The organism is Halonotius aquaticus (genome assembly GCF_003605575.1).
GTDB classification, from domain to species: Archaea; Halobacteriota; Halobacteria; order Halobacteriales; family Haloferacaceae; genus Halonotius; species Halonotius aquaticus.
Map to the genome: position 1 here is coordinate 22,793 of NZ_QKNY01000018.1, position 25,870 is coordinate 48,662.

A 25,870-nucleotide genomic window follows, 5' to 3' on the forward strand; every position below is an offset into this window, starting at 1 on the left:
TGCGTGCGCTTCGTGTGGATGAGTTCAACTGTTTCCCGAACACGGGTCTCCGCCGTCTACGATTCGTCGTCGCCGGAGTCGTCAAGAGCCGACAAGGATTGGGCTGATCCACACCCGTGAGTAATGTAGATTTATGTGTGTAAGGATTACATATACAGTAAGATGAGTGTTTCAGAGAGCGCCACCCTCACGAGCAAAGGACAGGTGACGATCCCAAAGCGGATTCGGGATGAACTCGGCCTTGAAGCAGGGGCGGAAGTTGAGTTCATCCTCGATGACGACGGGTCACTCCGCGTCCAACCGAAGGAGCCGCCGATGGAGCGGTTGCGTGCGATTCAAGACCAGCTGTCGACTCACGAGATCGACATCGATCAGCTGCGCCGAGAATCGAAACAGGCCTGGGAGTCACAGCTCACCGAGGAGGAGTCGTGATCTTTCTGGATTCGTGGGTCTGGCTTGAATACGTCTTCAGTGGTGAGAAAACCGAGGCGGCGGAAGCCGTTATCCAGCGGGCGAACACGGTCGATACCGGCGGGCTCATCGCCCCAACGGTCATCGCCGAAGTCTCCTACCGTGTTCGGCGTGTCGAAGACAACGCAACCGCCGCCGAAACCGTCAACGCGATCCACGATTTCGAGCATATCGAGAGTCTGCCGCTGGTCGACGAGATCGCCGAGTACGCCGCCGAGCTCCGGGCGAAGTATTACGACCCCGGCGAGCGGGAGCTGTCGTACGCGGATGCGATCCACCTCGCCACCGCGATCATTCACGATGAGTGTGACGCCCTCTATTCCGGTGATCCGGATTTTGGCGGTATCGACGATCTCGATGGGATCGAGACGGTCGTGCTGTGATCGTGGTCAGTTGCCCTGAATCGCGTCGATCACCATCGCCGCCGCGAGGATCGGCTCTTTCGGCACGCGGCTGGCATCGTCGATGGTCACCTCGTAGGTATCCTTGAGGAGCGTGAACTGGCCGTCGATCGAGCCGACGTGACCGCCCTGTGGATCGGTGATCTCGTATTTGTGTAGGATCAACTCACCGAACGGGAGCAGATTCCGGGCCAGCGTCACCCCTGCACCGCGGGAGTCGATCTCGGCTAACGCCTCCCGCGTGTCGGGATCGCGGATCGTCCACGTATCCTGGAGCAGCGAGAAATCGTTGTCGAGGATCACAACCGGCTCGTCGGTGGCAGCATCCGAAAGGACGTAGTCACCGGCGATGTCGATGATGCCGCTGGCGGTGACGGTGAACACCTCCGTGCCGTCGCCGTCGACAAACGGAAACTTCTCTTTGAGCTTGAACAGCTCCTGTTTGCCGCGCAGAACCGTCTGTCCGGCGGCGTCGACGGCTTTGTACTTGTTCCGGAACACGCCCTGGATGACGGTGTAGGTGTCGTCCGCAAGCGCGATGCCACTGATGTCGTAGCGGTCTTGGAGGGCCATTGGTCGCTCCTACGTCTGTGGCAACTTGAAACCACTCGCCGCCACTGCACGGTGGACGATTTGGGTTGCTCTATCTTATAGCAAATAAAACGCACAGCGCGTCGTGCTCACGGAGTTCCTGTCGAAAAGGTGGGTAGCGACCAGCTCACCCCGTCGTCGCCGTTTCGGTGCCCTCCGACAGTGCCGCCTGCTCGTGGGTGTGGTGATAAAAGTACACGCACGGATCGCCGTCCTGTGATGTTGGCTCGAAACAGACCCGCTGATATCGCTCGTTGTCGAGGAGATTCACCATCAAACTGCCACTGTGAGCGCTCACGGATGCATACGGGCGGCCACAGGCCGGGCACCGCGCCGGCGCGTCCCCCGGAACATCGTTCATGGTTTTGCATGCCGACACGGACGCTAAACGGTTTCGCCGCGCGCGGTCGTCACCCCCACGCCAGCAGATACGGTTACATAGCTCGCCGACCTCTCTCACCGTATGTCTACGACACGACGACGCTACCTCCGGTATGCGGGCGGGAGCGCCATCCCTGCCGCACTTGCTGGCTGCATCGGCACCGTTCCCGACGACGGGCCGGACACCCCGATTGACAACGAGACAGACAACGCGACCGACGGCGACAACGAAACCCGTCCCACAGGCACTGGCGGCCCGGGAGTCACCATCAGCGCGACCGACGACGATCCCGACCTCCCGATCCGACCAGCCGTCGCGGTCGTCCGCGAGGCTGCCACAGCCGACCATCCCCCACAGCTCCGAACGACGCTCACCAACACAAGCGATGCGGCTGTCAGCGTCGGCGAGGGCCGAGCCGTCCACTTCGAGTACGTGACCGCCGACGGCGGACTCCTGACGCTCTTGCCGCCCGCGGGCGATGACGGCTACCCCGCCGAGGCCGACTGCTGGCGGCTCACCGAGGGGATCGTCACGACCGAGGAGTACCGCACGATCGAGATCGCAGGCGGCGGTTCGAGCAGCCGACCCGTCGACCTGTATGCGACGACCGAGGCCGACGGCTGTCTCCCGGTCGGTGAGTACCGCTTCGAAACGACGATCTCGCTCACCGGCGACGACGCCGAGACCGACGACTCAGCGACGTGGGGGTTTTCGATCGTGGTAGAGTAGCCACGGTGAAACCAGTCCTGAGTCTGTCTTCCGATTGCTCGCAGCAACCACACGGTGCGGTGATGGCCACATCCACCGGAGACAATCGTTCCTGTATCCGGCTTTCACCGTCGTCTTAGGCGGTCGCCAACACCGAATGCAGCGCGTCCCGGTGGAACGCGATCGCCGCCTCGCGGTCAACCGGTGGATACTGTGGGTTCGTCACCCGACCCTCAGAGTCGACCGCACTGGCGGCGATCGCGGCGGCGCGATGGGCGGGACTAATCGACGGGTACTCTCGAACCGACGCATACCCCTCCCTGAACGCCGCCCGCAGCGGTTCGAGATCGTCGACGTACCAGTCGGCGACGAGGTATTCAACTTTGGCGACCGACAACGCGGGCGGGGCCGCCAGCGGGGCCTCCCAGTCGACGACAGCCGTCACTGCGCCGTCGGCGACTAAGACGTTGCCAGGCCGAAAATCCCACGGGAACAGCCGCGGCGTGCGGTCGGTCGCCGGCGATGACGCAAGCAGCCCTCGAAGGTCGGGGGTGAGATCATCAAATGCCGACGGCAGCCGACTGATAGCGCGGCTGCCGTAGCCCGCAACCCACCCCGCACAGTCCTGCTGGCTCGCGGTTAGCCCCGCCTCGCCGCGTTCAAGCCGACCGCAAGCATCGAATCGAAAGGCCTCATGCAGGCGGGCGAGTGCGCGCCCAAACCAGCGAGCGAGATCACACCGCATCGCGTGGTCAACCGTTGAAAACGACGCATGGAGGTCGCTGCCGGCCACGTAGGCGGTGAGCAGATAGGCAACCCCTTCGTGGCTACCCGCCGCCAACACGGGCGGCACCGGCACGAACGTACGCTGTCGGATCTCTTCGAGTAGTGCCGCCTCGGTACGGAGCCACATCGGCTCTGTCGACAGTTGTACGACGACCGGCCCGCGGGTCGGGAACCGCGCGACAGCCGTCTCCTTGCGGTTGCCACGGGTGATCAATTCGAGGGCTGTCGGCGACTCGCTGAGTGCTCCGAGCGCGAGTTCGGCCGCGGCCCGAACTGAGTCATCGCCAAACGTCTGTGCCACCAGCGGGTCGCTCACGACTCACCCCGCAGGACCGCTGGCAACTCCGCGAGCGAGTCGATCACATACTCCGGGTCGTAGTCGCCACGCTCGTCGTCGCCGCACAGCCACGCGACCGGCAGCCCGGCGTTTTGGGCACCAGCCACATCATAGGCCAACGAGTTGCCGACGTACAGCGTTCGCTCCGCAGCAACGTCAAGGTCGGAAACAGCCTGCTCGAATGGCTCGGCGTGGGGCTTCGAGCGAGCAAGCTCCGCCGCGTAGACGGCTGTCTCGAAGCGATCGACGATCCCCAACGCATCGAGTTTTGTCTGCTGGCGAGCTTTCGGCCCATTGGTGATAACGCCGATCGGCCCGATAGCCGATGCCGCGTCAAGTGCATCGGTCGCACCTGGGCGGAGCCCGACGGCGCGGTCGTCGATCACCGAGCGGAGCGCGCGGGCGACAGCGAGCGTGTCGAGATCGGGACGGCCGTGTTGGGCGGCCACACGAGCAAACCCTGCCGCGAAGTAGCCGACCGGATCGTCGTGATCCGGCGGGCCAGATAGCGCGGCCCAGAGGGCTGCTGGCTCGCCGACGAGCGGTTCGCCAGCCCGGTCGAAGGCCTGCTCATACATCGCGTGGGTGTCCTGTGTATTCTGACACAGCGTGCCGTCAAGATCGAAGCAGACCGCGTCAAACGGTGCCACAGGTGATGGTGGTGCGAGCGGAACAAAAACCTCGCGTCGACACCACAGCACGTAGTGGGGCGTCGACACCAAAACTGGGTAGTCGCGTGTTACCTTGGATCAGCACCGAGCAGCCGCGGCAGTGCCGTATCGGCAAACGTGAGCGCGATCACCAACACCATCGGGGCAAAAAACAGGCCATAAAATCCCAACACGACCGGGCCGAAGATATACGCCAGCATGAGCAATCCGACATGCGTTCGGTCGCCGCTCAGATACGGTCGGAGGACGATATCCGGGATGGTATCGACGACAACAACCGCAAGCAGGAGGAAGCCGACGAGATACGCCAACAGCGGGTACTGTCCATCGAGGACAACCGGGACAGCCGCGAAGAGCGTCAGCGGGACGTAGACGATCTTCATCCCGATCACCGGGATCAGACTCGCAATCCCCGTCAGCGCGCCGGATAAGACAGGGTAGGGCACCTCGACCGCACTGGGTGCCACGGCGTTGTATCCCATGAAGACGATAGCCCCGATCAGCGAGATCACGATCACGTTCAGCAGGTTGCCGAACAACACCGCCTCCAGCTCGTCATCAGCGGCCTCGAAAAACTCGCGGGCAAGATCGTCGTCATCGAACCGGAGCAGCCACGCCCGAAACGTCGACCCCTCGATGAGCAGGTAGTAGGTGACGACAGCGATAATAAAGAGGTTCAACAGCAGCCCGCTGACGAGGCTCGTCGCGAACGACGCGTGGTCGACGCCGAACTGGATGAACGGCTCCAGTTGCCCGGCTTGATACGCACTGATGAGCCCGTTGAACGTCAGGGCAGGAAGTTCGTTGACCCCCTCAAACCACGCCACGCTGTCGGGCACCGATTCAATCACGGGGTAGGTTTGGACGAAGTTCCGCACTTCGAAGACGAGTAGGACGATCGTATAACTGATCAACAGTACGAAGGGCACCACGAGCAGTGAGATCGTCGTGAGCGCCCGAAGCTGTCGCGGCATCCCGAACCGATTCAAGAGCTGTACGCGACTGAGCTTGTGATAGAACCCACGCGAGGAGTAGTACAGAAACACGGCGATCGTGAAGGCGGCAATGAACCGAGAGATGAGATAGCCGATGATCGCGGCCACCCCGATCCCGAAGGCGGCGACAACGACGCGTTTCTCATTCATATCTGGGTGCTATCGGTGATCCTACATAAACAGCGTGTCATCGCGCCGATATCGACACCGTGGTGGTGTGCAACCAGTCGCGATCAGCGTGAAACGACTCGACACCAGGTGTTCGCAGCCATCGGATACAACGCCACCAGGTGGGAAACCGAACGATATCGACCATCAATGCAGCAAGAATTATGCCACGACCTGCCGTTCGCTTGCCATAGTAGCCAATGACGGACGTCTCACAGCGACCATCTGCCACCTGCGTCGTGGCGACCCTCAAGAGGAGCAGCATGCGATGACCGACGAGCAGGCACGCACCGTCGAATTGGTCACCCAGTCGCTCAGCCCGGAGACAGCGGCGACGTTCCGCGAGCGACTTGAGGAACAAGCCGAGTGGCTTCGCACCGCCATCAACGACGGACAGTTTGACAACGCCGACTTCGCGGTCGGGCTTGAACTGGAAGCCTACGCGGTGACCGGCGACGAGGCTGTCAGTGACGGTGGACAGCCCACAGCCGTCGATGACGTGGGTGCCGGCGACACCTCCCACCCGCACCTTGCTCGCCTCCCGGCGACCGTCTTCGAGGAACCGGCAGCCAACAAAGAACTCGGCCTCCATAATATCGAAATCAACACCGATCCAACGCTGCTCAGCGAGGCCGGCCTCGCTGCCCAAGCCGATGAGATCCGCGAGCGAACCGCGGCGGCGCGGGCGGCCGCAGACGACCACGAGAAAGAGATCGTTCTCGATGCGATGTGGACGGTACCGCCGGCGGAGGGGGCTGCCGCCTACCTCTCGGCGACTGAAGAGCGCGATAGCGTCGTGTTTGCCGACAACATGCGGCAGTACCCTCGCTATGTCGCCATCGACAACGATGCCCTCGCCCACGCCGACGGCGAGATCCCGTTTTCGGCCCCCGGCGTCGAGGCCACCTTTCCCTCAATCCTCTTCGAATCGCTGGCAACCTCAATCCAGCCACACCTACAGATTCCCTCGGCCGAGGAGTTCCCGGCCTACTACAACACCGCGATCCGAACCCTCGGGCCGGTGCTTGCGTTGTCGACAAACTCGCCGTTTTTGCCGGCCGAGTTCTACGACGGGAGCGATCCGGCAGCCGTCGTCGACGAGACACCACACGAACTCCGGATCGCAGTCTTCGAGCAGTCGGTCAATCAGACCTCCCACGCGAAAGTCAGGGTGCCGCAAGATATCGAGGCCACGACCGATATCGTCGATCGCGTCCTGGCGGACGACCCCTACGCACCGTTCCTCCGGGAGTGGCTGGCCGACGACGACCGCGAGACGCTCGCGGATCGGCTCTGGGAGTTCACCCACAAACGCGGTACCTACTGGCGGTGGCTGCGCTGTGTGGTCGGCGGCGACCACATCGACGACGCCAACGACACCCACTCGCTGCGCATCGAGTACCGTCCGATCCCAACCCAGCCGACGGTGACCGACATCGTCGGGCTACAGGCGCTTGTCGTCGGCGGGGTTCGCGGCCTCGTTGCCGCCGATCACCCGCTGACGACACTACCCTGGGCGGCCGCCGAGGAGAGCTTCTATGCGGCGATGGCCGACGGGATCGACGCCGAGTTGGCGTGGGTGACCGCCGACGGCGAGCAGACCGCCGACAGCGATGAAATCTTCGCGGAGCTGTTCGAGTACGCCCGCCACGGCTTGGAGATCAGCGGGCTATCCAGCGAGGCCATCGACGACTACCTCGCGCCGATCGAAGCGCGGGTGGATGCTGGTCTGACGCCGAGTGCGTGGAAGAAACAGCAGGTTCGGGAGCGACTCGCAGACGGCGATGGCTTCGAGAACGCAATCGAAGGCATGCAACACGAGTACATCCGGCGAAGCCGCAGCACCGACTCGTTTGCGGAATGGCTGTAATCGACCGGAGAAATCCAATCTACAACTCGGCGTCCTGTGGTGGCTCGACATCACCCTCGCGATCGAGCGTGAGCAGCGTCAGAAAGCCGACAAGCAGTCCCGGCCAGTATGTCGTCAGCCGGAACAACACCGCCGCCGTCAACGCTGTCGCTAGGTCAACCGAGTAAAACAGCGTCATGAGCCACGAGAAGGCGGCCTCGTAGGTGCCGCTCCCGCCGGGCGTCGGCGACAGCGTGGCGATCGTCGAGAGGTTGACGATGAAATACAGCGGAACGAAGGTTGGCTCAAGATCCATCGCGAGAAAGACGACATACAGCGAGATGATCTGGGCGACGATCGCAAGATGTGAGCCGGCGATGGTCGTCAGCAGAAACGTCCGATCCCGGCCAGCCCGCTCGAAGAGAGCCTCGGTTCGGCGCACGCGATCCTGCAACGACTGCAGGACGCCCTCACCCCAACTCACTCGGCGTTCGATCGCCGAAAGGAGGCCCAATGCTGCCCGACCGAGGGTTCCATCGGGCGACCACAGGAGGTAGGCCAGGCCGCCGCCAACCAGCAGAATCAGCAGGGCGATCCAGCCAACATCGAACAGAAAGCCATGCAGGGAACCAAACAGGTAGAGGTAGACAACCCCGCCGATCGTGAAGGTGAAAAACGGCACCGCGTTCACCATATCCGAGGAGACGACCGCCGCCAGCGCGCCCTCATACTCCGTGTCGGTTGTATCGGCGATGATGTAGGCCATCACTGGCTCGCCGCCGAACTGTCCCAGCGGCGTAATCGAGTTGAGGAAGTGGCCGCTAAAGAACAGCCGAACCGTTTTCGCGGCGGTGGCGGTGATCCCCAGTTGCCCGAAAAACCGGTGCCAGACCCACGCCCAAACGAACAGCGACGAGAGGCCAACCGCGACAGCGATCCCAAAGGTCGAGCGGTCGACACGAGCGATCGCACGTAGGAACTCGCGGGTGTCAGCGAAATATAACAGCCCGGCAAACAACAGCAGGGTGACAGCATACCAGCCGAGTTCCTGCCACGACCAGTCGGGACGGCCCGGGAGCGACATCGATCAGGCGACCTCCCCAGAGGGGGTTGGCGTGGCGACCACAGTGTGGAGGGCGGTGGCAAGCATTCGGTGGCTGGGCAAACACAGGGGAGCCACTTAGATTAGACGGACATCACCGATAGCCTAAGGCTTCGAGTCGCTGTTGGATCTCCTCGTCGGCCTCGGAGGCTGCCGCATCAGGCGGGCCCCCTTCGGCTGTGCTGTCGGCTCCGGCGTCGATGTCGTCGATAGCTGCCCGCAGTGTATCGGGGAGCGCCACGGCCGCACCCGTCTCGCGGTCGAGGGCCTGATACCGCGCGTCGCCGTGCTCGCTGACAGATTTGCGGACGGTGATGCCATCGCGGATGAGATACCGGTGTTTTCGGTAGTATTCGTCCCACGCGTCACTTGGAATGAAGCCCGTGAAGTTCTCCGGGAACTGACAGCCGCCGCGAGCCGTGTCGGCGAATATCTCGTCGGGTTCCGGCGCAAGGCCGGCGTAGTACGGCACAAGCTCGTGAAGCCGCCGGAGTTCAAACAGCTGGTCGTGACGGGTGCCCGCAAGGTCGGGATGATCGACGAAGAGAACCGTCTCGATAACGGGATCGATCGTCGTGAACTGGTGGCCGAACAAGCCGTCGTCCTCGCCGAGGGCTTGGCCGTGATCAGAGAGGACGACGACGACGGTGTCATCAGCAACGCCATTGGCCGCAAGGCTGTCGGTGATTCGGCCAACCAGGTCGTCGGTGTAGTCGACAGAGGCGTTGTAGATCCGCCGGAGCGCATCGAAGTCGGGGTCGTCCATCGTAAACAGATCCTTCTGTCGCTGGGGAATGTCAGCGGTATCGCCCACGCCGTGTGTGTCGAGATACTCGGCTGGCGGGTGGTACGGTTCGTGGGGCTCCATCAGATTGACATAGCAGAAAAAGGGATCGTCGGCGGGTTGGGCGTCAAGATAGGATTCAACCGCGGCGACCGTCTCCTCGGATTTACAGGAGTCGTCGACGCCGAACAGCCGGAAAGCCCGATCGAGTTGCCGGCCGATCACACGTTTCGGCAGCGTCCCAAGCGAGTCGTACAGTTTCGTCGAGAGTTTTGAGAGTCGCTGGCTGATAGTGTTGTCGGCGGTGCCGAGGAAGTTTTCGACGAAATCGAAGTCGTCGGTCATCCCCTTATGTGGGGTGATCCAGATGTTGGAGGTGATCGCGGCGGTGTCGTAGCCGGCGTCGGCGAATTCCGAAATGAACGTCTCGTGGCTTCCATCGAAGTAGCTCCGGGCGTGGGTTGTGCCGTGTTCCCACGGGTAGCGCCCGGTGAACATCGAGGCGTGGGAGGGGAGCGTCCACGGAGCCTGGGTGACGGCGTCATCGAAGACGACAGCGTCGTCGGCGAGGGCCCCGAGATTGGCGGTGAACTCGATGTCGTCGTTGTAGGCAGAGAGCCGATCCTTCCGCAGGGAATCCAACACGAGGAAGACGACATTCTTCGGCCCCGTGATCTCGGTCATACACCCGGCTACGCCCAGCGGGTAATTAGTAACTCTGATCCGCGATCGAGGGAGCCACAGCTGTTGTTGCTGACGACGGATGGCGTGGACTCTCACGGGCGGCTTATATGCGCGGAGCGGATTGACACAGCCAGCGAATGATCGAGAAGGTCGCAATCGTCTACTGGTGTGACGGCGCGGGCCACGCAGCCCGGAGCATCCCGGTCGCCAAGGAGTTCCGATCACGGGGGATCGAGGTGGCGATCGGTGGCGGCGGCCCCGGCGAGCGGTTCGTTGATCTCAACGGCTTCGAGCAGCCGGAGTTCACCACCGTTACTGTCGAAGGAAACACCCCGAAAGCGTTCCTCGAACACACGCTGTTTGATCTGGTTCCTTCCTCGGTGCGACGACTGCGAGAGGTCACGGCGTGGCTCCGCGAGGAAGAGCCAGACGTGTTGATCACCGACGACGTGTTTGCCGGCCTCGCCGCCGCTCGCCTCGGGATCGACTTCTACCGGATCGACCATCTGACGACCGATCTCTTCGGGACGGTCTGGGGGCCACCGCTGGCGTTTTACAATCAGGTCTCCCTCAAATTTGCCGAGGGCATTATCGTCACCTCGCTGTGGCCGGATGATCCCGCACCCGAGGGGACGACCCGGGTCGGACCGCTGGCACAGGAGGGCGACCCCGAGGAGGCGGTCGAACCGTACGACGTACTCCTTAATCCCGGCAGCCACGGCGACCACTTTGGGGAACTCCGGGAGCGACTGGAAGTGAAGGGGTACGACGTGCGCACCGTCGGCGACGACGATTGGGAGACCAAGCCGACGATGACGCCGTACACCGCCGCCGCCGATGTCGTCGTCTGTACCGGCTTTTCATCGATCGCCGACACGGTCGTCGCCGGCACGCCGTGTGTGATCTATCCGTTCCTGCCGTTTCAGAAGGCCCTCGCCGAACGCGCCGAGGCCAAGCATCTCACCGGGATCTCGATGGCGACGACTGTCGACCGCGTGATCGACCGCGTTGAAGAATACGTCGGAAGCGATGTCGCACCCGACTACGACAACGGTGCGCCCGCATTTGTCGACACGGTGTTGGCCGGCCTCGACGACCCAACGTGAGCCGATACCGCAGACCACCCGCAATCACCGATCGACCCGGATAGCCGTCTATCACGGTCGATCAGCGGGGATACCGCAAGATGCCGGCAGATTGAAACCGGATGACAACAATGAGCCGATAACGCGCTATGCATATCGGCTTTTTTACGGATAGCTATTTTCCGGGGATCGATGGCGTCACCTACACGATCAAGACCTGGCGCGAGCGGCTGGAAGCCCGCGGCCACGAGGTCTCGATCATCTACCCCGACAGCAGCCACGAGCCGGGGCCAAACGAATACCCGGTGCCGTCGCTGCCGAACCCGTTCTATGCCCCCTACCGACTGCCGATCGGTCGGCGGCTGTCGACGCTGCCCGATCTTGATGTCGTCCACTGCCACGGCCCGGCAACGACAGGGCTGTTGGGCCGGCGGTATGCGGCAAAACACGATCTTCGATCCGTCTACACTCACCACACCCCGATCGAGGACTACCTCATCCGCGCGCTCAAATTCGACGGGCTCGCACAGGTGGTCGGACAGGGCTACGTTGCCTACGAAACCCAGTTTCTCCGGTCGTTCGACTGTGTCACCGCCTCAACCTCAAAGATCAGGCGCGATGTCGACCACGAGAAGCTCCCGGTCGGCATCGAGCTAGACACCTTTAGACCGCAATCCGAGTCGCTGTTTACCGATTCCCGGCCGATCATCGGCTACAGCGGCCGGATGACAGAAAAGAAAAACGTCGACGAGATCCTCCGGGTCGCCGCCGAAACACCGGACTACCGCTACGTGTTGGTCGGCGAGGGGCCAGCACGACCGGAGCTCAAACAGCAGGCCCCCGACAACGTCGAGTTTCGTGATTTCCTCCCCCGAGAGCAGTTGCCGACCTTCTACAGTTCGCTGGATGTCTTCGTGACCGCCTCAACCTGTGACACGCTGGGGCTATCGACGCTGGAAGCCAACGCCTGTGGAACGCCTGTGGCCGCCGCCAACGTCCAGCCGTTCCGGGAGACAATCGGCCCCGACAACGGCGCGCGCTTCGAGTATGGTGAGCTCGATGAGATGCAGGCAGCGATCGAGGACTGTCTCACCACCGACCGTCAGACGCGGGCCGCAGTCGAGCGGTTCGCGGTCGATCGGACGATCGATGATCTGGAAGCGATCTATCGCGGCGAGCCTGTCGCTGTCGATGACCGCCAGCGAGTCCCATCGTCGATCTGACCGCGCGAGGCGGCGGGACAGTGAACAACACTTAATTTGATTCCCGAGTCGACATAGGGTATGCACACGCTCGCCCGCGCCGCGTCGCCCGCCGGCTGCGACCCGGCCTCATCGCGCCGCCGGCCGCTGATCGCCGGATGATCTTCGGTGCCTTGGTGACCGTCAGCCTCCGGGCGGTCGCCACAGCGGTCGCCTCAGCCCGCAACATCGTGGTGACGACGACCGCACTCGACACCGTCGACCCCGAGGAGCCGGTGACGATCCTCGCGCCGGTTGTTGCCGTGCTCGGCGCGATCGGTGCCGTCTTCAAACCCGGCGCGGCTCTCGCCGACAGCTACCTATTTCGGTGGATTCGAAGCCTGCTACCGCACGCTGAGCAGGTCGCAACCGATCGGGGCTTCTACACCACATACACGATCCGCCCAGAAGCGGAGGCCGTCGGCACCTGGCAGGGCTCGCTGGACGAGCTTGAGGCGACGCTTCGAGAGAACGGCTATCATTTCGGGCTCCTGGCGTCGCACAAACAGTTACCTGATGGGCGGCGAGAGGTCAGTAGCTGGGTCGATGTCGGCGGGCCGGTCTGTTCAGGGCTGCTCGGCGTGCTCGAACTCCAGTTGCGAACGTGGCAGACCCACATTACGGTCTTTGAGTGTACTGACGGCGACGGCTATCTCGTAACAGCCCACCACGAGCGAGCGGCGTATTCGGCGCTGACCGCCTACTGGCATCTCCGCGGCCGGGATCTCAACGTCGAGAAGGGTCGTCGGATCGTTGCCGAGCAGTTGGCCGACGAGGCACGCTTCGAACCGGTCGGCTGACCACACTACGCGTCGGGAGAACCACGATAATATCGCAGATAACACGCCGACGCCGCGAGGCCGGCAGCAACGACGACCGGCCATCGATCCGTCGAGAGAAACAGCCCATCGAAAACGGGTCGATAGGTCGTCAACGGCCACAGCACAAATTTCATGCGGCCGGCTGGAAACGCCAACAGCGAGTCGAGAACGAGATGTGAACTCGCACCCACGGCGAGCGGTCCGAACACGCGCCGTCGATCGGTGCGGCGGACGACGGCGACACCGATCAGCACCGACACCAGTGTGCCACCGACCGTGTGGAGCGCACCCCAATCGAAGGGCAACCCCAGCCAGGCCTCCAGCTGCCACGATGGAACGAGGAGTCGGATCTTGGTGAGATCCGGGATGAACGCACCCATCATAGCGACGGTCACGTACGGTGGCGTCAACCACTGATACCGGACAGACAACCCCACCGCAAGCGTGTAGGCGGCCAGCGCATGGGTCAGCAGATCCGGCATTGAATGACAGTTTTCGTCGTCGTGTTTTGTCGTTGTGGTTTTGTTTTCGGTGTCGACGGCTCCCACAATCAGTGTAGCTCGGTAGATACAAATGGACAGCCCACAACACCAGAGACGTGTCGAACCCGCCACGCGATCCTGACCGGCCTGCGGCCGCCGTCGACGAGGCCGCCGATCCCGCCGACAATACGCCGACGGTCACGTGTAGTCAGTGCGATCGTACGTGGGCCCTTGAGTACGAGCTTGACGCGCTGTATGCCGGCAACCAAGCCTTCGAGCAGTTCGCCCTCGACCACAAGCGGCATACAGGCCATTTCCCCGACGACGTAACCCCCTGGATTGCCGACTGCGATCGGTGTCCCGCGACTGAACAGTATCTCGACGAGGAGCCGGCCCGGCGGTGGGCCGAGACTCATGCCCGCCACACCACCCATCCGGTGTCGCTGACTCACAAGCCAAGCGACGTGGCCGTAACCGTTGCTGCAGACGAAACGCAGGACACGGCACCGACAGCCGAACACGACGTAGAGTAGTCGGCGTCGGCATCGCCGGCTATGTTGTTGTCGACGACGCCTAACCAGCTAGTCGCTGGTCGCAGCCTCAGCCGTCTCCTTGGCCAGCCAGTCGTCGGCCCACGACTCGATTTCGTCGAAGACAGGACACAGTGACTGCCCTTTCGCTGTCAGGCTGTAGTAGGTTGCCACGGGGGCGTCCTCCTCCAGTCGGCGGTCGACAAAGCCAGTCTCTTGGAGGTCATCAAGCACCCGCGAGAGGGTTCGGGAGTTGGCGTCTGTTGAGCGTTTCAACTCGTTAAACCGTTTTTCACCCTCTTGGAGGTCATGGAGGATCACAAGCCGCCACGGCGAGCCGATCTGTTCGATCGATTCGACGACCGGACAGGGGTCGGTCGCCTCGACTGTCGAGTGCGTTGCCATTAGGTGTGTGCTGGCACCGGATCAGCAAAACCGTTCCGCCGGTCGCACCGCCGTGGCTGTGTGGAGGCAACGAGGCGTATGCCGGTATCACAGCCGTTACCCGGTTGCTGTCGTGTCCGGGAATCGATATATAGGTTGCAGCCGTACAACTGGTTGCAAAATGTTAGTAACTGAAGCTGCGGAACTGGCGATCGGACTCACACCACTCCAACTTGGCGGCGACGGGCCGCTAACCGGCGAGCTGTTTCTGCTTGGCCGACTCCTGTTCGGCGGCGTCCTCGCGTTCAACGGGCTGAACCACTTCCTCGATGCTGAGTCGATGGCGGGCTACGCTGGCGCGAAAGGCGTACCTGCACCCGGACTTGCGGTGCCGGCGACCGGCGGGCTCCTCCTGTTTGGCGGCCTCGGCGTCGCCGCAGGCGTCCTTCCGACGTTGGCGGCTGGCGCGCTGGTCGTCTTCCTCCTCGTCACAACGCCCGTAATGCACGACTTCTGGGCGGCACCCGAAGAGCAGAAACAAAACGAGATGATCAACTTTCTGAAAAACGTCGCCATGACCGGCGCGGCCCTCGCACTGCTGGCGATCAGCACGACCGCCTGGCCGTACTCCCTCGCCTAACGCTCACGACGAATCGGCGTTCGGATTGAGCACTTCGATCAGCGTGCCAGCAGGGTCACGCAGGAAGCAGATTTTCGTCCCCGTCGCGGTCGTCTGCGGCGGGCTCAACGTCTCGACTGACGCCGGTAGCGAGTCGTAAAAGTCGTCCACGTCGTCGACCTCGACACCGAGATGTGTCGCGCCCGCGTCGTTGAGGGCAGCCGGGGAACGGTCGTCACCGGCTGGGTCGTAGGCGACGAGTTCGAGCCGCACCGAGCCAAGGTCGAGGTGGACGAATTCCGCGCTTGCGTTTTCGATGTCGACACCGGTGGCGAAGGCATCGCCGTCGACGCTGAACTCGGCGAGGCGGTCACAGTCGAAGACGGACTGATAGAATTCAGTTGCGGCATCGAGGTCGGCGACGGTGATACCGACGTGATGGGCGGTTAGATCGGCCATGGTACTGCTCGGCCGTCATCGCATCAAAACGCTTCGAAGACGATCAGCGACAGTTCTTGGCTTACGCGAGGAAGACGTGTCGCGGGCGGTCGGCCAACACGTCTCGACCCCACTCAACGGTATCCTGGAAATCATCCGACCGGAAGAAGCCCATGGCGTCCTCCTGGGACTCCCACTGGCTGGCGATGAACATGTCGTTTTCGTCCTCCTCGTTGATCATTAGATCCGTCTCAAGGTGGCCGTCCATCTCGGCGAGAACGCCGCCGACGGTCTCGAATTTGTCGACAAAGTCTTCTCGGGAGTCGGGTTTGACCGTGTAGAACATGCCCATGGTGCCGAAGCCGGATTCCTCGCCGGCGCGTTCGACAATCCCCGGTAGCTCCGAGAGGAAGCCGGCGGCGGTGTCGGCCGCGCTGGCGGTGTCCCAGATCGAGACTACGGCCGATCGATCGCGGTCGGCGGCCTCGTAGACCGCGGTTTTGACGTGGGTGCCGTAATGTTCGAAGTTGCCGCGGAGCCCCTCAACCTCCTCGAAGAGTTCCTCGGTGTCGGCCTCCGAGTACAGCACCGTCGCGTACACGTCCTCGCCGTGGGGTTGGCCGGCGTAGATATCCATATCCGCGAGCTGGCCGCGGATCTCCTCGTCGTCAGCGTCGTCGTCGCCATCGTGGTGCCCGTCACCCTCGTGATGGCCGTCGTCGCCGTGGTGGCCGCCGGCATCGCCGTGATGGCCACCATCGCTGTCGCCGTGGTGGTGGCCCTCACCGTGACCCTCGCCGTGGTGGTGGCCACCGTGGTCGTCGTGCTCAGCAGTCGGCACCGCCTCGCCGTTGAGGTAGGCCAATAGATCCTCGGGTGGGAACCGCCGGCCGATGTAGAAGCCGGGGAACTCGCCGTACTTCGAGGTCGCCTCGTCGAACCGCATCTCGTAGACGATATCCTTGATTTTGACGGGATCCTCGGCGAACAGCGTGACGCCCCACTCGTGGTCGTCGAAGCCGATCGAGGAGGCAATGATCTGGTCGATGTCGCCGGCGTATTGCTTGCCGGTCGCGCCGTGGCCGCTCATCATCTCGGCGCGCTCCTCGAAGGGAAGGGTGTACCAGTTGTGCTCCTCGCCGCGGCGTTTGCTCATCGGGTAGAAACAGGCGTACTCGTCGTCGGGGATCTCGGGTTTGAGCTTGCCCTCGATATACTGCCGGAGGCCCTCGTTGATCTCATCGCCTTTGAAGTAGTCATCGGAGACATACCCCGAGACCTCCGTAACTGACACGTAGGAGGTTGGCTGGGTGGTAAACTCGGCGAGAGCAGTGCGTTCGAACTGGCGTTCAGCCTTCGAAAGCAGATCAAGCGTCGGGCGAAGATGGACGATCATGAGGTCGGCCTTGTGGCCGATGATCGAGAACACCGCCGAGGTACCCTCGCCGTCGGGGCTGTCGGCGGCCGACTCGTGGCTCGCCAGATACTCACGCCCGGCGCGGGCCGCCCGCTCGCGTTTCTGCTCGGGCGCGTTTCGCCAGGCGTCCCAATCGATCTGCCGGAAGTCATGCAGCATATACCAGCCTTCGTCGGTTTGCGGGACTTCGACCATGCCTGCGGTTCGCGCTACGCGGGTATGGAACTTACGTGTCTTTTCACCAGGTGGCAACCGACAACCAGGGAGAATCAGTCGACAACGGTCGCTTCGCTGTCCGAGGCGGCGAGTTCCTGGAGATGCGAACCGAGGTGTTGAGCCAGCAGTGGTGGGACGGCGTTACCGATCTGGGTGGCGATCTCATCGAACGATCCGATGTATTCGAAGGTATCAGGGAAGCTCTGGATACGAGCGCCTTCGCGGAGCGACAGCCCGCGATTTTCGGTCGGGTGGAGCTTATCGCGTGGCACAAAATCAGTCGTCAGAATCGTATTCGACTGCCCGTCGGGATCGAGCCGCATGTATCGCGGCCGAATCCCGGATTTCGTGTTGAGGTCGTAGCCGAGGGTGTCGCCGTCCTCGTCGGTGCGGAGCCAGCCGTCGTCGTGAAGCCGCGTGAGTGCCGACTGTACCGCCGCGTCGGCGGCGTCGAGATGGTCGGCGATAAGCTCGTCTGGCACTGCCCCAACTGACTTCCCGCTCATACGGAACTCTTTCCGAGAGCGATGACGGGCGATAAATTCGAGGACAGCCTGCTCGGTGTCGCTGAATCGATGGGCGAGCAGTTCCCAGACCTGACGATACCGGTCGCCGAACCGACTAGAGCGGTACATCTCACCGGGGTTCAGCTCGGCGACGATGTGTTGGGTATCCGCGTCGCTGGCTGGCTCCTTGGCGACGTGATTCCACGTCGTGTCGGCTCCATCACGAATCTGTTGGAGATAGGCGTTGTCGGGGAACTCGGACAGCGGCGGCAGGTCGACCTCGCCGGTCTCAGTTGGCTCCGGTAAATCCGTCAGCGCGTCGGCAACGGTCGTCCAGCTTTGTACCGGCTCGCCGGTGAGTGTCTGTTGGCCGTCGCTGTGTTCGGTGTAGGGGCCCTCGGGCAAGGACGGCTCGGCTGGGAGGTCGGTTCGGACGCCACAGTAGATCACCCGCTCGCGTGTCTGTGGCACGCCGAAATCGGCGGCATTCAGCGTCTCCCAAGCGACCGTGTAGCCGGCAGCGTCGTATTCGGATTCGATGGCGTCGAGAAAGGCGTCGCTGATCGTCGTCATCCCGGCGACGTTCTCCATCAACACATACCGCGGCTGGAGCTGTTCGACCGCCTGAATAAACGAAAACACGAGTTGGTTTCGCTCGTCGTCAAGGCTGCGTTCGCCGCGAGCGTCGCTGAACCCCTTGCAGGGTGGGCTCCCGAAGACAATGTCAACGTCCTCGTCGTGGAGTTCGGCGGGCAAACCGTCGCTGAGGTCGTGGGTGATCGCTGTCGCCGCGTGGTTGGCCTCGAAGGTCGCCAGCGCGTCGTCGGCGATATCGACGCCGTAGTCGACATCGATGCCGGCCGCTTCGAGTCCAGCACTAAAACCTCCGGCCCCACAGAACAGATCGACGGCGTGCATGTCGTATGCGGTGTTACAGACGCCCGTATTTAGCCTCCCGGGACTACAGCGTCTTGTCGCCGGCCAAGGCCTGCAGCTTCTCGATGTTGTCCTCGGATTCCTCTAAGAGGAAGTTGAACAGGCCATCCATCGTACCCGGGCCGCCGAGTGCATCCCAAAAGTCCTCGGCGATCAGCATGCCGTCGCTGGCTTGCACGTCGAAAAACGCCTGTGGCGGCCACCACTCGTAGTCAGCCAGGCTGCCGTAGGGGTTGAACGGAAACACATACCGACAGATCGGCGTCGGCTCCTCGCGGTGGCTGTAGGCCGCGACGGTCTTCAGCATCTGGCGTTTCGACTCCATCGTCTGATCGCGGTTGGGTTTCGGCGTCTTGATCTCCGCGGCAAGCGGTCGCCCGTTCTCGAAGTCTTCGACCCATAGATCCCAGGTGATCTTCCCGATCGATTTGCGGTCGGTGTCGGCGGCGGCACCATCAGTAATCTCCGCCTGCTCCTGTTGCCAGTCCGGTTCTCTGTCGCCGTCAGCCAGCTCGGCGATGATCGTCTCGATTCGGTTCTCCGCTGCATGGCTAAGGTGGAGATCGGTACAGGCGTGCTGTGTTGCTGCCGAACCAACCGCATCGTTCGTCTCCGCAACCGCCTGCCCGAAGGCCTCGTACATCTGCTGGCCGAGTTTCTGGGTGAAGCTCCGCTCAAAGTTTGCCAACACCCAAAACAGCGGCGACGGCATCATGATCGCCTTGAACGCCTCGTTGCGCTTGAATTCATCCCAGTCGAACTGTTCGGCCTTTTCCAATGGTCGCTCGAAGAAGCCGTTTGTTACCGCACGAAGCTCCTCTTTTGTGGCCGCATCAAGTTCGTGGTCGCCGATGTGGTCGAAACGCTGCTCCATCGAGTAGGCATTGCCGGGTAGCGGTAAAACAATTCGTCGCGAAAAAGCGGGGTGCCAGCGGGCTATTCAGTTCAACAGCCGCGGGCCAAACACCATCAACACCAGGCTAATGAGCATCATCAGCCCGACCCCGGTTGTCACAACCCGCGTGAGCGTGGGCTTCGCCGTCGTCGGCAACCGCGAGACGATCGCCTCCGTTGAGGTGCGGAGGATGTGGCCGCCATCAAGCGGGAACGCCGGGATGCAGTTGAACAATGCGAGGTTGATATTGATCCAACCAGTCCAAAACAGTAGATTTGCCAGCAGGAACACGCCGCCGTCGCCGAGGGCGGCCAGCGGGCCGACAGCCTCGTAGAAGGCCATGTTGCCGTCGACAAAGCCGGCGAAATTGTAGTTCAGGGTCGGATCGACGACCGCCGCGAACGGCAGGATCAACAGGAACAACAGGACGACAGCGACCCCATCGGCGATCTCACCGCCGAGAATCGAGAGATACGTGCTCGCGGGATACGGCTGAATGCCAAAGCTGTCGACGCCGATGCCACTCAGCCCTGTCGCGTCGGTGATCCCGATGTAGGTGCCTGTCGGCTCCTCGGGGTGTTCAGCCAACTCGATCGTGTAGGTGTCGGCCTCGCCGTCAGCGTAGGCGACAACCTCGATCGTCTCGCCGACAGTCGTGTCGTCGAGTGCCGTTTCAAGATCACCAAATGTAACGGTGCGCTCGCCGGCAACCTGCGTCAGGATGAGCCGGTTACCTGCTTCGGCGGGGGTCGTCGACAGCGGCCCCTCAGGGGCGACACTGCCGAGGACGCCGACCGGGCCGGTGAGGCGTTTGGTCTCACCGGTTTCGCCATCCTCGGCAGCGATCTCGACAACCGGGGAGTCGGCGTCAGCGGCCGCCGCGTGGATCTCGGCGTTGGTCTGGACGGCCGTCCCGGCGACCGCGGTGATCGTATCGTCGGTGGTGAGCTGTGGGCTCTCACCGGTCGCAAACGGCGAGTCGGCGATCATGCGAGTCACAAGCGGCCGTTGTTCGACGGTTGTTTCGGTGCCGTCGGCGAGGGTCGCTGAAACGGTGGGCGACCCGGCAGCCGCCAACGCGTCATCGAGGGCGGCGTTGGAGTCGACCGGCTGATCGTCGATCATCACGATCTGGTCGCCGGCGGCGATGTCGGCGTCGGCAGCCGCGCTGTTCGGATACACGCCACCGACACTCGCGCCGTCGGCGACGGCGATCGCACCGACGACCGGGCCGAACAGCAGCGCGAAGGCGAGAACCGTGATAATGAGGTTGTTGAGAATCCCGGCTGCGTACATCCGCGTTCGGGGGCCGCGGGCGGCGGCGTCGACGCTGTCCTCGTCGGGTTCGACGAACGCGCCGACCGGGAGGAAGGCGAGCAGCGCGACCCCCATCGAGTCGATCTCGATGTCCTCAACGCGGCAGAGCAAGCCGTGGCCGCCCTCGTGGACAACCATGCCGACCAGCAGCCCGAAGACGATCTCCGGGGCGACAGACAGCGGTAGAAAGTCGTTGACGCCGGGGATCACAAGGACATTTTGCGGGCTCTGGAGAGTGCTTTCCATTGGCGGGGACTCGATGATCTGGGCACTCTGATAGATCAACAGCACGAAGGTGCCAACCATGATGACGAGGGCGGCCCCGACGCCAACGTTGCCGATCGCGCGCCAGAACCGCTTTGGCCGCGCCAGTCGGGTCAGAAACCGACGACCGCGTTTGGTATGGATCGTCAGCAGCGGCCCGCTGACCGAGATAGCATCGGGAAGTAGTCCCCGGCGGTCGGCTGCAAGCACCACCGCGGTATAGATGACGACGCCCGCAAGAACCCACGACAGCGTACTCATTGGCTGGTATTAGAGACCGGTACGGAAAGGTAATTCGGGTCACCACGACGACTGGTGGGTGCGACGACCGCCGCCAGCGCGATCAACACCTGAACACACATATACCGGGATCACAAAGGGTGAGGCATGAACGCATTCGGCGGCTTCATCCTACGGCTGTTGGGTAACCTCATCGAGATGCCGGTCGTCTTCGTCGAGCAGGTGATCAACGGCGATCCGATTGCGGCGATCCTGATCGCCTTCGGCAGTCTGTTTGTGCTTGGGGCGGTCGGCGGCTTCGGCTATGTTGTCGCTGGCGCGCTGGGCGTTCCGCTGCCAAATCTCGGCCGTGGGCCGTCTGATCCGGTTGAATAGCGCGTTATCGCTCAAACACAAGTCGATCGCCGACTGCGACGTTGTTGTCGGCTGTCCAGTTGCGGTTGACCTCGAAAACATACTGTCCGCGCCCTGGATACGTCTGCTCCGCGCCGTTTTCGTCCGGCCCCGGTTCGGGGGCGTTGTGAATCTCCGTGATCTCGCCGTCAGCGGTAGCATAGATGATGTCGAGCCCGAAGCTCATATCTCGCATGACGTACGTGTGATCGCCGACCGACTCGTAGGTGAATAGCATTCCGCCAGCAGATGGCATCGACTCGGCCGCACTCAATCCGAGGCGTCGCTTATCACGCGTATCGGCCACAGCAGCCACGACCGCCCCGCGAACGCCGCCGTCCGCGCCGCGGACGACAACCGGTATTGTTTCGTAGGCAGCGTATGGACCGGTCGGCCAGTCGGGATCAAGTGCGTCAGCAGCGGCTTGTTCCTCGGTGGTAAAGTCGGGGATCCCGCTGGTAGTGTCGTTGATGGCAGTCTCGTCGGCGGTGCGATCGGTCTGACAGCCAGCAAGCGCCAGCGGCAGGCTTCCAGCAAGCAGGGCCCCCAGTCGTCGCCGGTGCATGGCGATGTCTCAACTGGTGGCCACTTAGAAGTTCGCCGCGACGGGGGCTCAGTTCGTCGCCTGCTCGTAGGCCTCGGCTGCGAGTTCGACAGCGTCCTCCAAGTCGGGGCCGAGTGGCGACCCAACAACGATGCTGTCGGCGTGGTCGGTGACCGCGGCCATCTGTGCGGCCACGTCGTCGACCGTGCCGGCCATACAGAAGGCGTCGATCATCGCCGGCGTCACCAGCTCGAAGGCCGCCGAGAACTCACCCGCGCTGATCTTTGTGCCGATCGCCTCGGCCGTCTCGCCGTCGATATCGTGGCGGTCAAGGACGGGCGGGGCCGCACCCGCGGTGATGTAGGCGACCGGTGGGCGGGCCGCCTCGCGGGCGGCGTCGCGCTCGGCGGCGACACTGACACTGGCGTAGGCCGCGAGGTCGAACTCGCCGCGATGGTCAGGGCGGTCGGCCTTGCCCTGTTCAGCTTGGTCGCGTGCCCACGCGAGATCGGCTTCGTGAGAGCCGTTGAACAGCAGCCCGTCGGCGTGTTTCGCGGCCATCTGGCACATGTGCGGCCCCTCGCCGCCGACATAGACCGGGAGGTCGGCCCCGCTCGGTGGCGCGTAGTTGAGTCCGGCGTCGTCGGCCGCGAAGGTACCGTCGTTGTCGACGCGCTCGCCAGCCCACAGCTTCTGGGCGGTTTTGAACGCCTCAAGCACGGGGCGCAGCCCGCGGTCGTCGGCGAAGCCGAGGTTCCGGGCGGTTGATGGATCGCCGGGGCCGATGCCGAACACGCCGCGACCGCCGGTGGCCTCGTCGACAGTGGCGACCTTCGAGGCCAGCGTAACGGGGTGGATCTCGAAGGGGTTGGCGACGCCCGGCCCCAGTCGAACGTCGTCGGTTTCCACGCCGATGCGGTGGAGCGCGGCGAATGGGTCGCGGTTGTTGTAGTGTGAGGAGACAAACACCGTGTCGTAGCCGGCGGCCTCGGCCTGCACGCCGAGGTCGGTGATCCGATCGATCGGGTGCTCCGGCGTGAGTTCGATCCCGAACATCAGGCCTCACCTCCTGCCTGGTACGACCAGCCGCGCAACGCCTGTCGAACGTAGTCACCCTCGATTTCCCGAAAGTGGTTGTCGCTGCCGGGGAGGTCGCCAAACTCGAAGTCGCGGGCGACGACCGCCGGCGTCCCGCCCGCTCCCTCGCCGGCGACGAGGTTGGCGGCGGCGGCGAGTTCGTCGATCACATTTTGCACTGTGACTCCCATCTCACGACCGTCGCGGTCGCGTTGCCCGCGCCAGTCACGGCTTGCCGGCAGGCCATCCCAGCCGATGGCGACGCCGCGTTGGCCGTAGCGGAACGGTCGCCCGCAGGTGTCGGTGATGACAACGCTGTCGGTCGGCAGGCCGTCAGCGATCCGAGCCGCGCTTTCGGAGGGTCGTTTTGGCAACAGCAGCAGATCACCGTCGGGGACGTTCGAGCGGTCGATGCCGGCGTTGACGCCGATATGGCCGAACCGGGTTTCGGTGAGGAGAAACGGGGCTTCCATCAGGAGGTCGACGCTTTCTTCGAGGACGGCTTGGGCAAAGCGGGGATCCTTCTCCTCGCCGGTGATCGCTGCGAGACGGTCGGCGATTTCGCGGGCTCGCGGGCCGGCCGGGAAGTCAGCAAGATCGGCGATACGGCCCTCAGCCTTCGAGACGACCGTGCTGGCGACACAGACCACATCGTCTGCTCGGAGGTCAGCCCGGTCGGCGATGATCGCCGCGAGATCGTCGCCCGGTTCGATCTCGGGGATGTCGGCGACGGTAAACAGTTCCATACATTCCGGTAGGGATGCGGGCTAAAAAGGCCGGCCATAGGGGTCGAACGAACCGGTGTTGCGGGGAGCGGTGGTGCCGACAGTTGCGGTTGTCCGCGTCGCTACCGCCGACCTGTCGAAACCCCGAGAGATGGAAAGCATAGTATGGTGGGGCCCCAAGCATGGCTGATGACACACGTCGTCACCACCTTCCTCAAACATCGTGGTGCGGTGCTGTTGACCCAACGGGCAGCCGACGCCGACACTGATCCCAGCCGATGGGATGGGCTGTCCGCGCCTTCTGCGGGCGGTTCGGCGGCCGCCGCAACAGAAGCCCGCAGCCTCGTCCGCGAGGCGACCGGCAACCCGGAAGTGCCGTTGGCCTCCGCAGGCGAGCCGGTGACCGTCAGCCGCGACGGCGAGGAACGCACCCACTACCCGTTCTGTTTCACCGCCCCGAGCCGCGACCTCGCGGGGCTTGCCGACGTTGCCGACACCGAGTGGACGACGCCAACCGCGATCGTCGACCGCGAAACCGTCCCCGGGCTCTGGGAGGCCTACCAGCAGATCGCCCCCTCGCCGGAGACGATCGCCGCCGACACCGCCCATGGCTCGGCCGCATTGTCGATCCGTGCCCTGGAAGTGCTTCGTGATCGCGCCGCTGTCGTCGACGACTGGGACGCGCTGGCCGAGGTCGCCGCCGACCTGCAAGCCGCCCAGCCGAGCATGGCGGTGCTCGCCAACCGCGTCAACCGCGTGATGAACGGTGCCGAGCAGTCGCCGGCGGCCGTCCACGATCGCGCCATCGAGGAGATCGACGCCGCTCTCGACGCCGACGCCGCCGCGGCCGCAACCGCCGCCGACCGGCTCTCCGGGCCGATCGCAACGCTGTCGTGGTCGGGAACGGTCAAAGACGCACTACTCGAACTCGACGCACCGGTCACTATCGGCGAGGCCCGGCCAAACCGCGAGGGGATCAATCTCGCGGAAACCCTCGCCGACGACGGTGTCGACGTGACAGTGACGACCGATGCCGCGCTGGCGTCAGTGCTCGCCCGCGAGGAGTTCGGAGCCGTCCTCGTCGGGGCCGATACGATCCTCCCGACCGGTGATGTCGTCAACAAGGCCGGGACACGCGGGCTGGCACTCGCGGCGGAGGCAGCCGATATCCCGGTGTATGTGGTCACCGCCCGCGATAAAGTTTCGAAGGACGACACGTTCCATCCCGAGGAGGGGCCAGCCACCGATATCTACGATGGCGAGGCCGAGTTGAACGTGGCGAATCCACAGTTCGATCTCACACCGGGTGATCTCATCGAGGGTGTGCTCACCGAGGATGGCCTGCTGGATCAACGCGGGATCGAACTCGTCGCCGCCCAACATCGCTCAAACGCCGAGTGGCGTCCAGCGGCGTCGACAACGAGCCACTGAGATAGGTTACTGTAGCAGTGGGCACATCACACAGCATCGAGCGAGGGTGACAAACTGTGCGGTACGTGTCTGCCCTGCTGGCGCGGGTGGTGAAGAACCTAGCTCGTACTATTGTTTGGCTAACACACAACCGTTTTACCAGCAGGGAACGAAGTATATGTATGGAACAAAACGTCGGTGGCTTTGATCGGACGGCCCGCCTCGTGGGCGGCCCCATTGTCGCGCTTGTTGGGATCTTGGCACTACTACAGTTCGTTCCCGTTGGTACCGCTGTCGGGGCCGCACTCCTTGCGGTCGGACTCGTTGTCTTCGGAACCGGAGTGACACAGTTCTGCCTGCTGCACCGGCTGTTAGGCATCAACACCTGCCAGCGGTAGGCC

29 protein-coding genes are annotated in these 25,870 nt (G+C 63.3%); 12 read left to right on the plus strand and 17 right to left on the minus strand.

The annotated features are described in order from the left end of the window. The first annotated feature begins 162 nt into the window (after positions 1-162). A complete protein-coding gene (locus DM826_RS09660; protein ID WP_120103185.1) occupies positions 163-432 on the plus strand; it encodes an AbrB/MazE/SpoVT family DNA-binding domain-containing protein in 270 nt (89 codons plus the stop codon). Continuing rightward, positions 429-854, plus strand: coding sequence for a type II toxin-antitoxin system VapC family toxin (locus tag DM826_RS09665; protein WP_120103186.1), 426 nt, complete (start codon positions 429-431; stop codon positions 852-854). The genes DM826_RS09660 and DM826_RS09665 overlap by 4 nt, the downstream gene beginning before the upstream one ends. A 6-nt stretch (positions 855-860) precedes the next feature. Here the strand turns inward: DM826_RS09665 and DM826_RS09670 are convergent, their stop codons facing one another. Then, positions 861-1,445 (minus strand): LURP-one-related/scramblase family protein, encoded by a 585-nt coding sequence (locus tag DM826_RS09670; RefSeq protein WP_120103187.1) that lies wholly within the window; start codon positions 1,443-1,445, stop codon positions 861-863. A 145-nt stretch (positions 1,446-1,590) separates the two neighbouring features. After that, positions 1,591-1,824: a hypothetical protein gene (locus DM826_RS09675; protein ID WP_120103188.1), complete on the minus strand. Its 234-nt coding sequence runs from the start codon at positions 1,822-1,824 to the stop codon at positions 1,591-1,593. A 102-nt stretch (positions 1,825-1,926) separates the two neighbouring features. On the opposite strand from DM826_RS09675, the gene DM826_RS09680 reads away from it, so the two are divergent. Next, entirely contained in the window at positions 1,927-2,574 is a 648-nt protein-coding gene (locus DM826_RS09680; protein ID WP_120103189.1) for a hypothetical protein, read from the plus strand. Positions 2,575-2,689: 115 nt separating this feature from the next. Here the strand turns inward: DM826_RS09680 and DM826_RS09685 are convergent, their stop codons facing one another. From DM826_RS09685 to DM826_RS09695, 3 genes are all read right to left on the minus strand, one after another. Continuing rightward, positions 2,690-3,655: a phosphotransferase family protein gene (locus DM826_RS09685; protein ID WP_233735762.1), complete on the minus strand. Its 966-nt coding sequence runs from the start codon at positions 3,653-3,655 to the stop codon at positions 2,690-2,692. After that, positions 3,652-4,326 carry an HAD family hydrolase gene (locus tag DM826_RS09690; protein WP_120103190.1) on the minus strand — a complete coding sequence of 225 codons (675 nt, stop codon included), beginning with the start codon at positions 4,324-4,326 and terminating at the stop codon, positions 3,652-3,654. The genes DM826_RS09685 and DM826_RS09690 overlap by 4 nt, the downstream gene beginning before the upstream one ends. Positions 4,327-4,415: 89 nt before the next feature. Next, entirely contained in the window at positions 4,416-5,492 is a 1,077-nt protein-coding gene (locus DM826_RS09695; protein ID WP_120103191.1) for an AI-2E family transporter, read from the minus strand. A 286-nt stretch (positions 5,493-5,778) separates the two neighbouring features. On the opposite strand from DM826_RS09695, the gene DM826_RS09700 reads away from it, so the two are divergent. Further along, positions 5,779-7,380 (plus strand): hypothetical protein, encoded by a 1,602-nt coding sequence (locus tag DM826_RS09700; protein ID WP_120103192.1) that lies wholly within the window; start codon positions 5,779-5,781, stop codon positions 7,378-7,380. 19 nt (positions 7,381-7,399) lie between these two features. Here DM826_RS09700 and DM826_RS09705 read toward each other — a convergent pair whose 3' ends face one another. Together DM826_RS09705 and DM826_RS09710 are read right to left on the minus strand one after the other, a co-directional pair. Next, entirely contained in the window at positions 7,400-8,443 is a 1,044-nt protein-coding gene (locus tag DM826_RS09705; protein ID WP_120103193.1) for a lysylphosphatidylglycerol synthase transmembrane domain-containing protein, read from the minus strand. 112 nt (positions 8,444-8,555) lie between these two features. Then, positions 8,556-9,929 carry a sulfatase gene (locus DM826_RS09710; RefSeq protein ID WP_120103194.1) on the minus strand — a complete coding sequence of 458 codons (1,374 nt, stop codon included), beginning with the start codon at positions 9,927-9,929 and terminating at the stop codon, positions 8,556-8,558. A 137-nt stretch (positions 9,930-10,066) separates the two neighbouring features. On the opposite strand from DM826_RS09710, the gene DM826_RS09715 reads away from it, so the two are divergent. The 3 genes from DM826_RS09715 to DM826_RS09725 all read left to right on the plus strand — a co-directional run bounded on the left by DM826_RS09715 (position 10,067) and on the right by DM826_RS09725 (position 13,055). Beyond that, entirely contained in the window at positions 10,067-11,035 is a 969-nt protein-coding gene (locus DM826_RS09715) for a glycosyltransferase (RefSeq protein ID WP_120103195.1), read from the plus strand. A gap of 128 nt (positions 11,036-11,163) precedes the next feature. Next, positions 11,164-12,237, plus strand: a complete 1,074-nt coding sequence (locus DM826_RS09720) for a glycosyltransferase (protein WP_120103196.1) — start codon at positions 11,164-11,166, stop codon at positions 12,235-12,237. Positions 12,238-12,374: 137 nt separating this feature from the next. Further along, positions 12,375-13,055, plus strand: coding sequence for a hypothetical protein (locus DM826_RS09725; protein WP_120103197.1), 681 nt, complete (start codon positions 12,375-12,377; stop codon positions 13,053-13,055). Positions 13,056-13,060: 5 nt separating this feature from the next. On the opposite strand, the gene DM826_RS09730 is transcribed toward DM826_RS09725, so the two are convergent. Then, complete coding sequence (locus DM826_RS09730; RefSeq protein ID WP_120103797.1) at positions 13,061-13,558, minus strand: metal-dependent hydrolase; 498 nt, start codon at positions 13,556-13,558, stop codon at positions 13,061-13,063. A gap of 116 nt (positions 13,559-13,674) precedes the next feature. On the opposite strand from DM826_RS09730, the gene DM826_RS09735 reads away from it, so the two are divergent. Continuing rightward, a complete protein-coding gene (locus tag DM826_RS09735; RefSeq protein WP_233735764.1) occupies positions 13,675-14,091 on the plus strand; it encodes a hypothetical protein in 417 nt (138 codons plus the stop codon). A 48-nt stretch (positions 14,092-14,139) separates the two neighbouring features. On the opposite strand, the gene DM826_RS09740 is transcribed toward DM826_RS09735, so the two are convergent. Then, the gene (locus DM826_RS09740; RefSeq protein WP_120103198.1) at positions 14,140-14,493 is read right to left on the minus strand and encodes a winged helix-turn-helix transcriptional regulator; all 354 of its coding nucleotides are present in this window, start codon (positions 14,491-14,493) and stop codon (positions 14,140-14,142) included. A 160-nt stretch (positions 14,494-14,653) separates the two neighbouring features. On the opposite strand from DM826_RS09740, the gene DM826_RS09745 reads away from it, so the two are divergent. Beyond that, entirely contained in the window at positions 14,654-15,112 is a 459-nt protein-coding gene (locus DM826_RS09745; RefSeq protein WP_120103199.1) for a DoxX family protein, read from the plus strand. A gap of 3 nt (positions 15,113-15,115) precedes the next feature. Here DM826_RS09745 and DM826_RS09750 read toward each other — a convergent pair whose 3' ends face one another. The 5 genes from DM826_RS09750 to DM826_RS09770 form a co-directional block, all read right to left on the minus strand. After that, the gene (locus DM826_RS09750; protein ID WP_120103200.1) at positions 15,116-15,550 is read right to left on the minus strand and encodes a VOC family protein; all 435 of its coding nucleotides are present in this window, start codon (positions 15,548-15,550) and stop codon (positions 15,116-15,118) included. Positions 15,551-15,611: 61 nt separating this feature from the next. Further along, positions 15,612-17,141: a heme-binding protein gene (locus DM826_RS09755; protein WP_120103201.1), complete on the minus strand. Its 1,530-nt coding sequence runs from the start codon at positions 17,139-17,141 to the stop codon at positions 15,612-15,614. A gap of 74 nt (positions 17,142-17,215) precedes the next feature. Further along, positions 17,216-18,586 (minus strand): DNA cytosine methyltransferase, encoded by a 1,371-nt coding sequence (locus DM826_RS09760; RefSeq protein WP_120103202.1) that lies wholly within the window; start codon positions 18,584-18,586, stop codon positions 17,216-17,218. 43 nt (positions 18,587-18,629) lie between these two features. After that, positions 18,630-19,478 (minus strand): TdeIII family type II restriction endonuclease, encoded by an 849-nt coding sequence (locus DM826_RS09765; protein WP_120103203.1) that lies wholly within the window; start codon positions 19,476-19,478, stop codon positions 18,630-18,632. Positions 19,479-19,544: 66 nt separating this feature from the next. Further along, positions 19,545-21,341, minus strand: coding sequence for a site-2 protease family protein (locus tag DM826_RS09770; protein ID WP_120103204.1), 1,797 nt, complete (start codon positions 21,339-21,341; stop codon positions 19,545-19,547). A gap of 126 nt (positions 21,342-21,467) precedes the next feature. Between DM826_RS09770 and DM826_RS09775 the strand changes: the two genes are divergently transcribed. Continuing rightward, a complete protein-coding gene (locus DM826_RS09775) occupies positions 21,468-21,695 on the plus strand; it encodes a hypothetical protein (RefSeq protein WP_120103205.1) in 228 nt (75 codons plus the stop codon). A gap of 4 nt (positions 21,696-21,699) precedes the next feature. On the opposite strand, the gene DM826_RS09780 is transcribed toward DM826_RS09775, so the two are convergent. The 3 genes from DM826_RS09780 to DM826_RS09790 are packed head-to-tail and all read right to left on the minus strand — an operon-like array spanning position 21,700 to position 24,080. Then, positions 21,700-22,278 (minus strand): DUF192 domain-containing protein, encoded by a 579-nt coding sequence (locus DM826_RS09780; protein WP_120103206.1) that lies wholly within the window; start codon positions 22,276-22,278, stop codon positions 21,700-21,702. Positions 22,279-22,326: 48 nt separating this feature from the next. Then, entirely contained in the window at positions 22,327-23,313 is a 987-nt protein-coding gene (locus DM826_RS09785) for a 5,10-methylenetetrahydromethanopterin reductase (protein ID WP_120103207.1), read from the minus strand. After that, positions 23,313-24,080 carry a coenzyme F420-0:L-glutamate ligase gene (locus DM826_RS09790; protein ID WP_120103208.1) on the minus strand — a complete coding sequence of 256 codons (768 nt, stop codon included), beginning with the start codon at positions 24,078-24,080 and terminating at the stop codon, positions 23,313-23,315. The genes DM826_RS09785 and DM826_RS09790 overlap by 1 nt, the downstream gene beginning before the upstream one ends. Before the next feature lie 168 nt (positions 24,081-24,248). Here DM826_RS09790 and DM826_RS09795 point away from each other — a divergent pair, with 168 nt between their 5' ends. Together DM826_RS09795 and DM826_RS09800 are read left to right on the plus strand one after the other, a co-directional pair. Next, positions 24,249-25,490 (plus strand): translation initiation factor 2, encoded by a 1,242-nt coding sequence (locus DM826_RS09795; RefSeq protein WP_120103798.1) that lies wholly within the window; start codon positions 24,249-24,251, stop codon positions 25,488-25,490. A gap of 161 nt (positions 25,491-25,651) precedes the next feature. After that, a complete protein-coding gene (locus DM826_RS09800; RefSeq protein ID WP_120103209.1) occupies positions 25,652-25,867 on the plus strand; it encodes a YgaP family membrane protein in 216 nt (71 codons plus the stop codon). Positions 25,868-25,870: the final 3 nt, after the last annotated feature.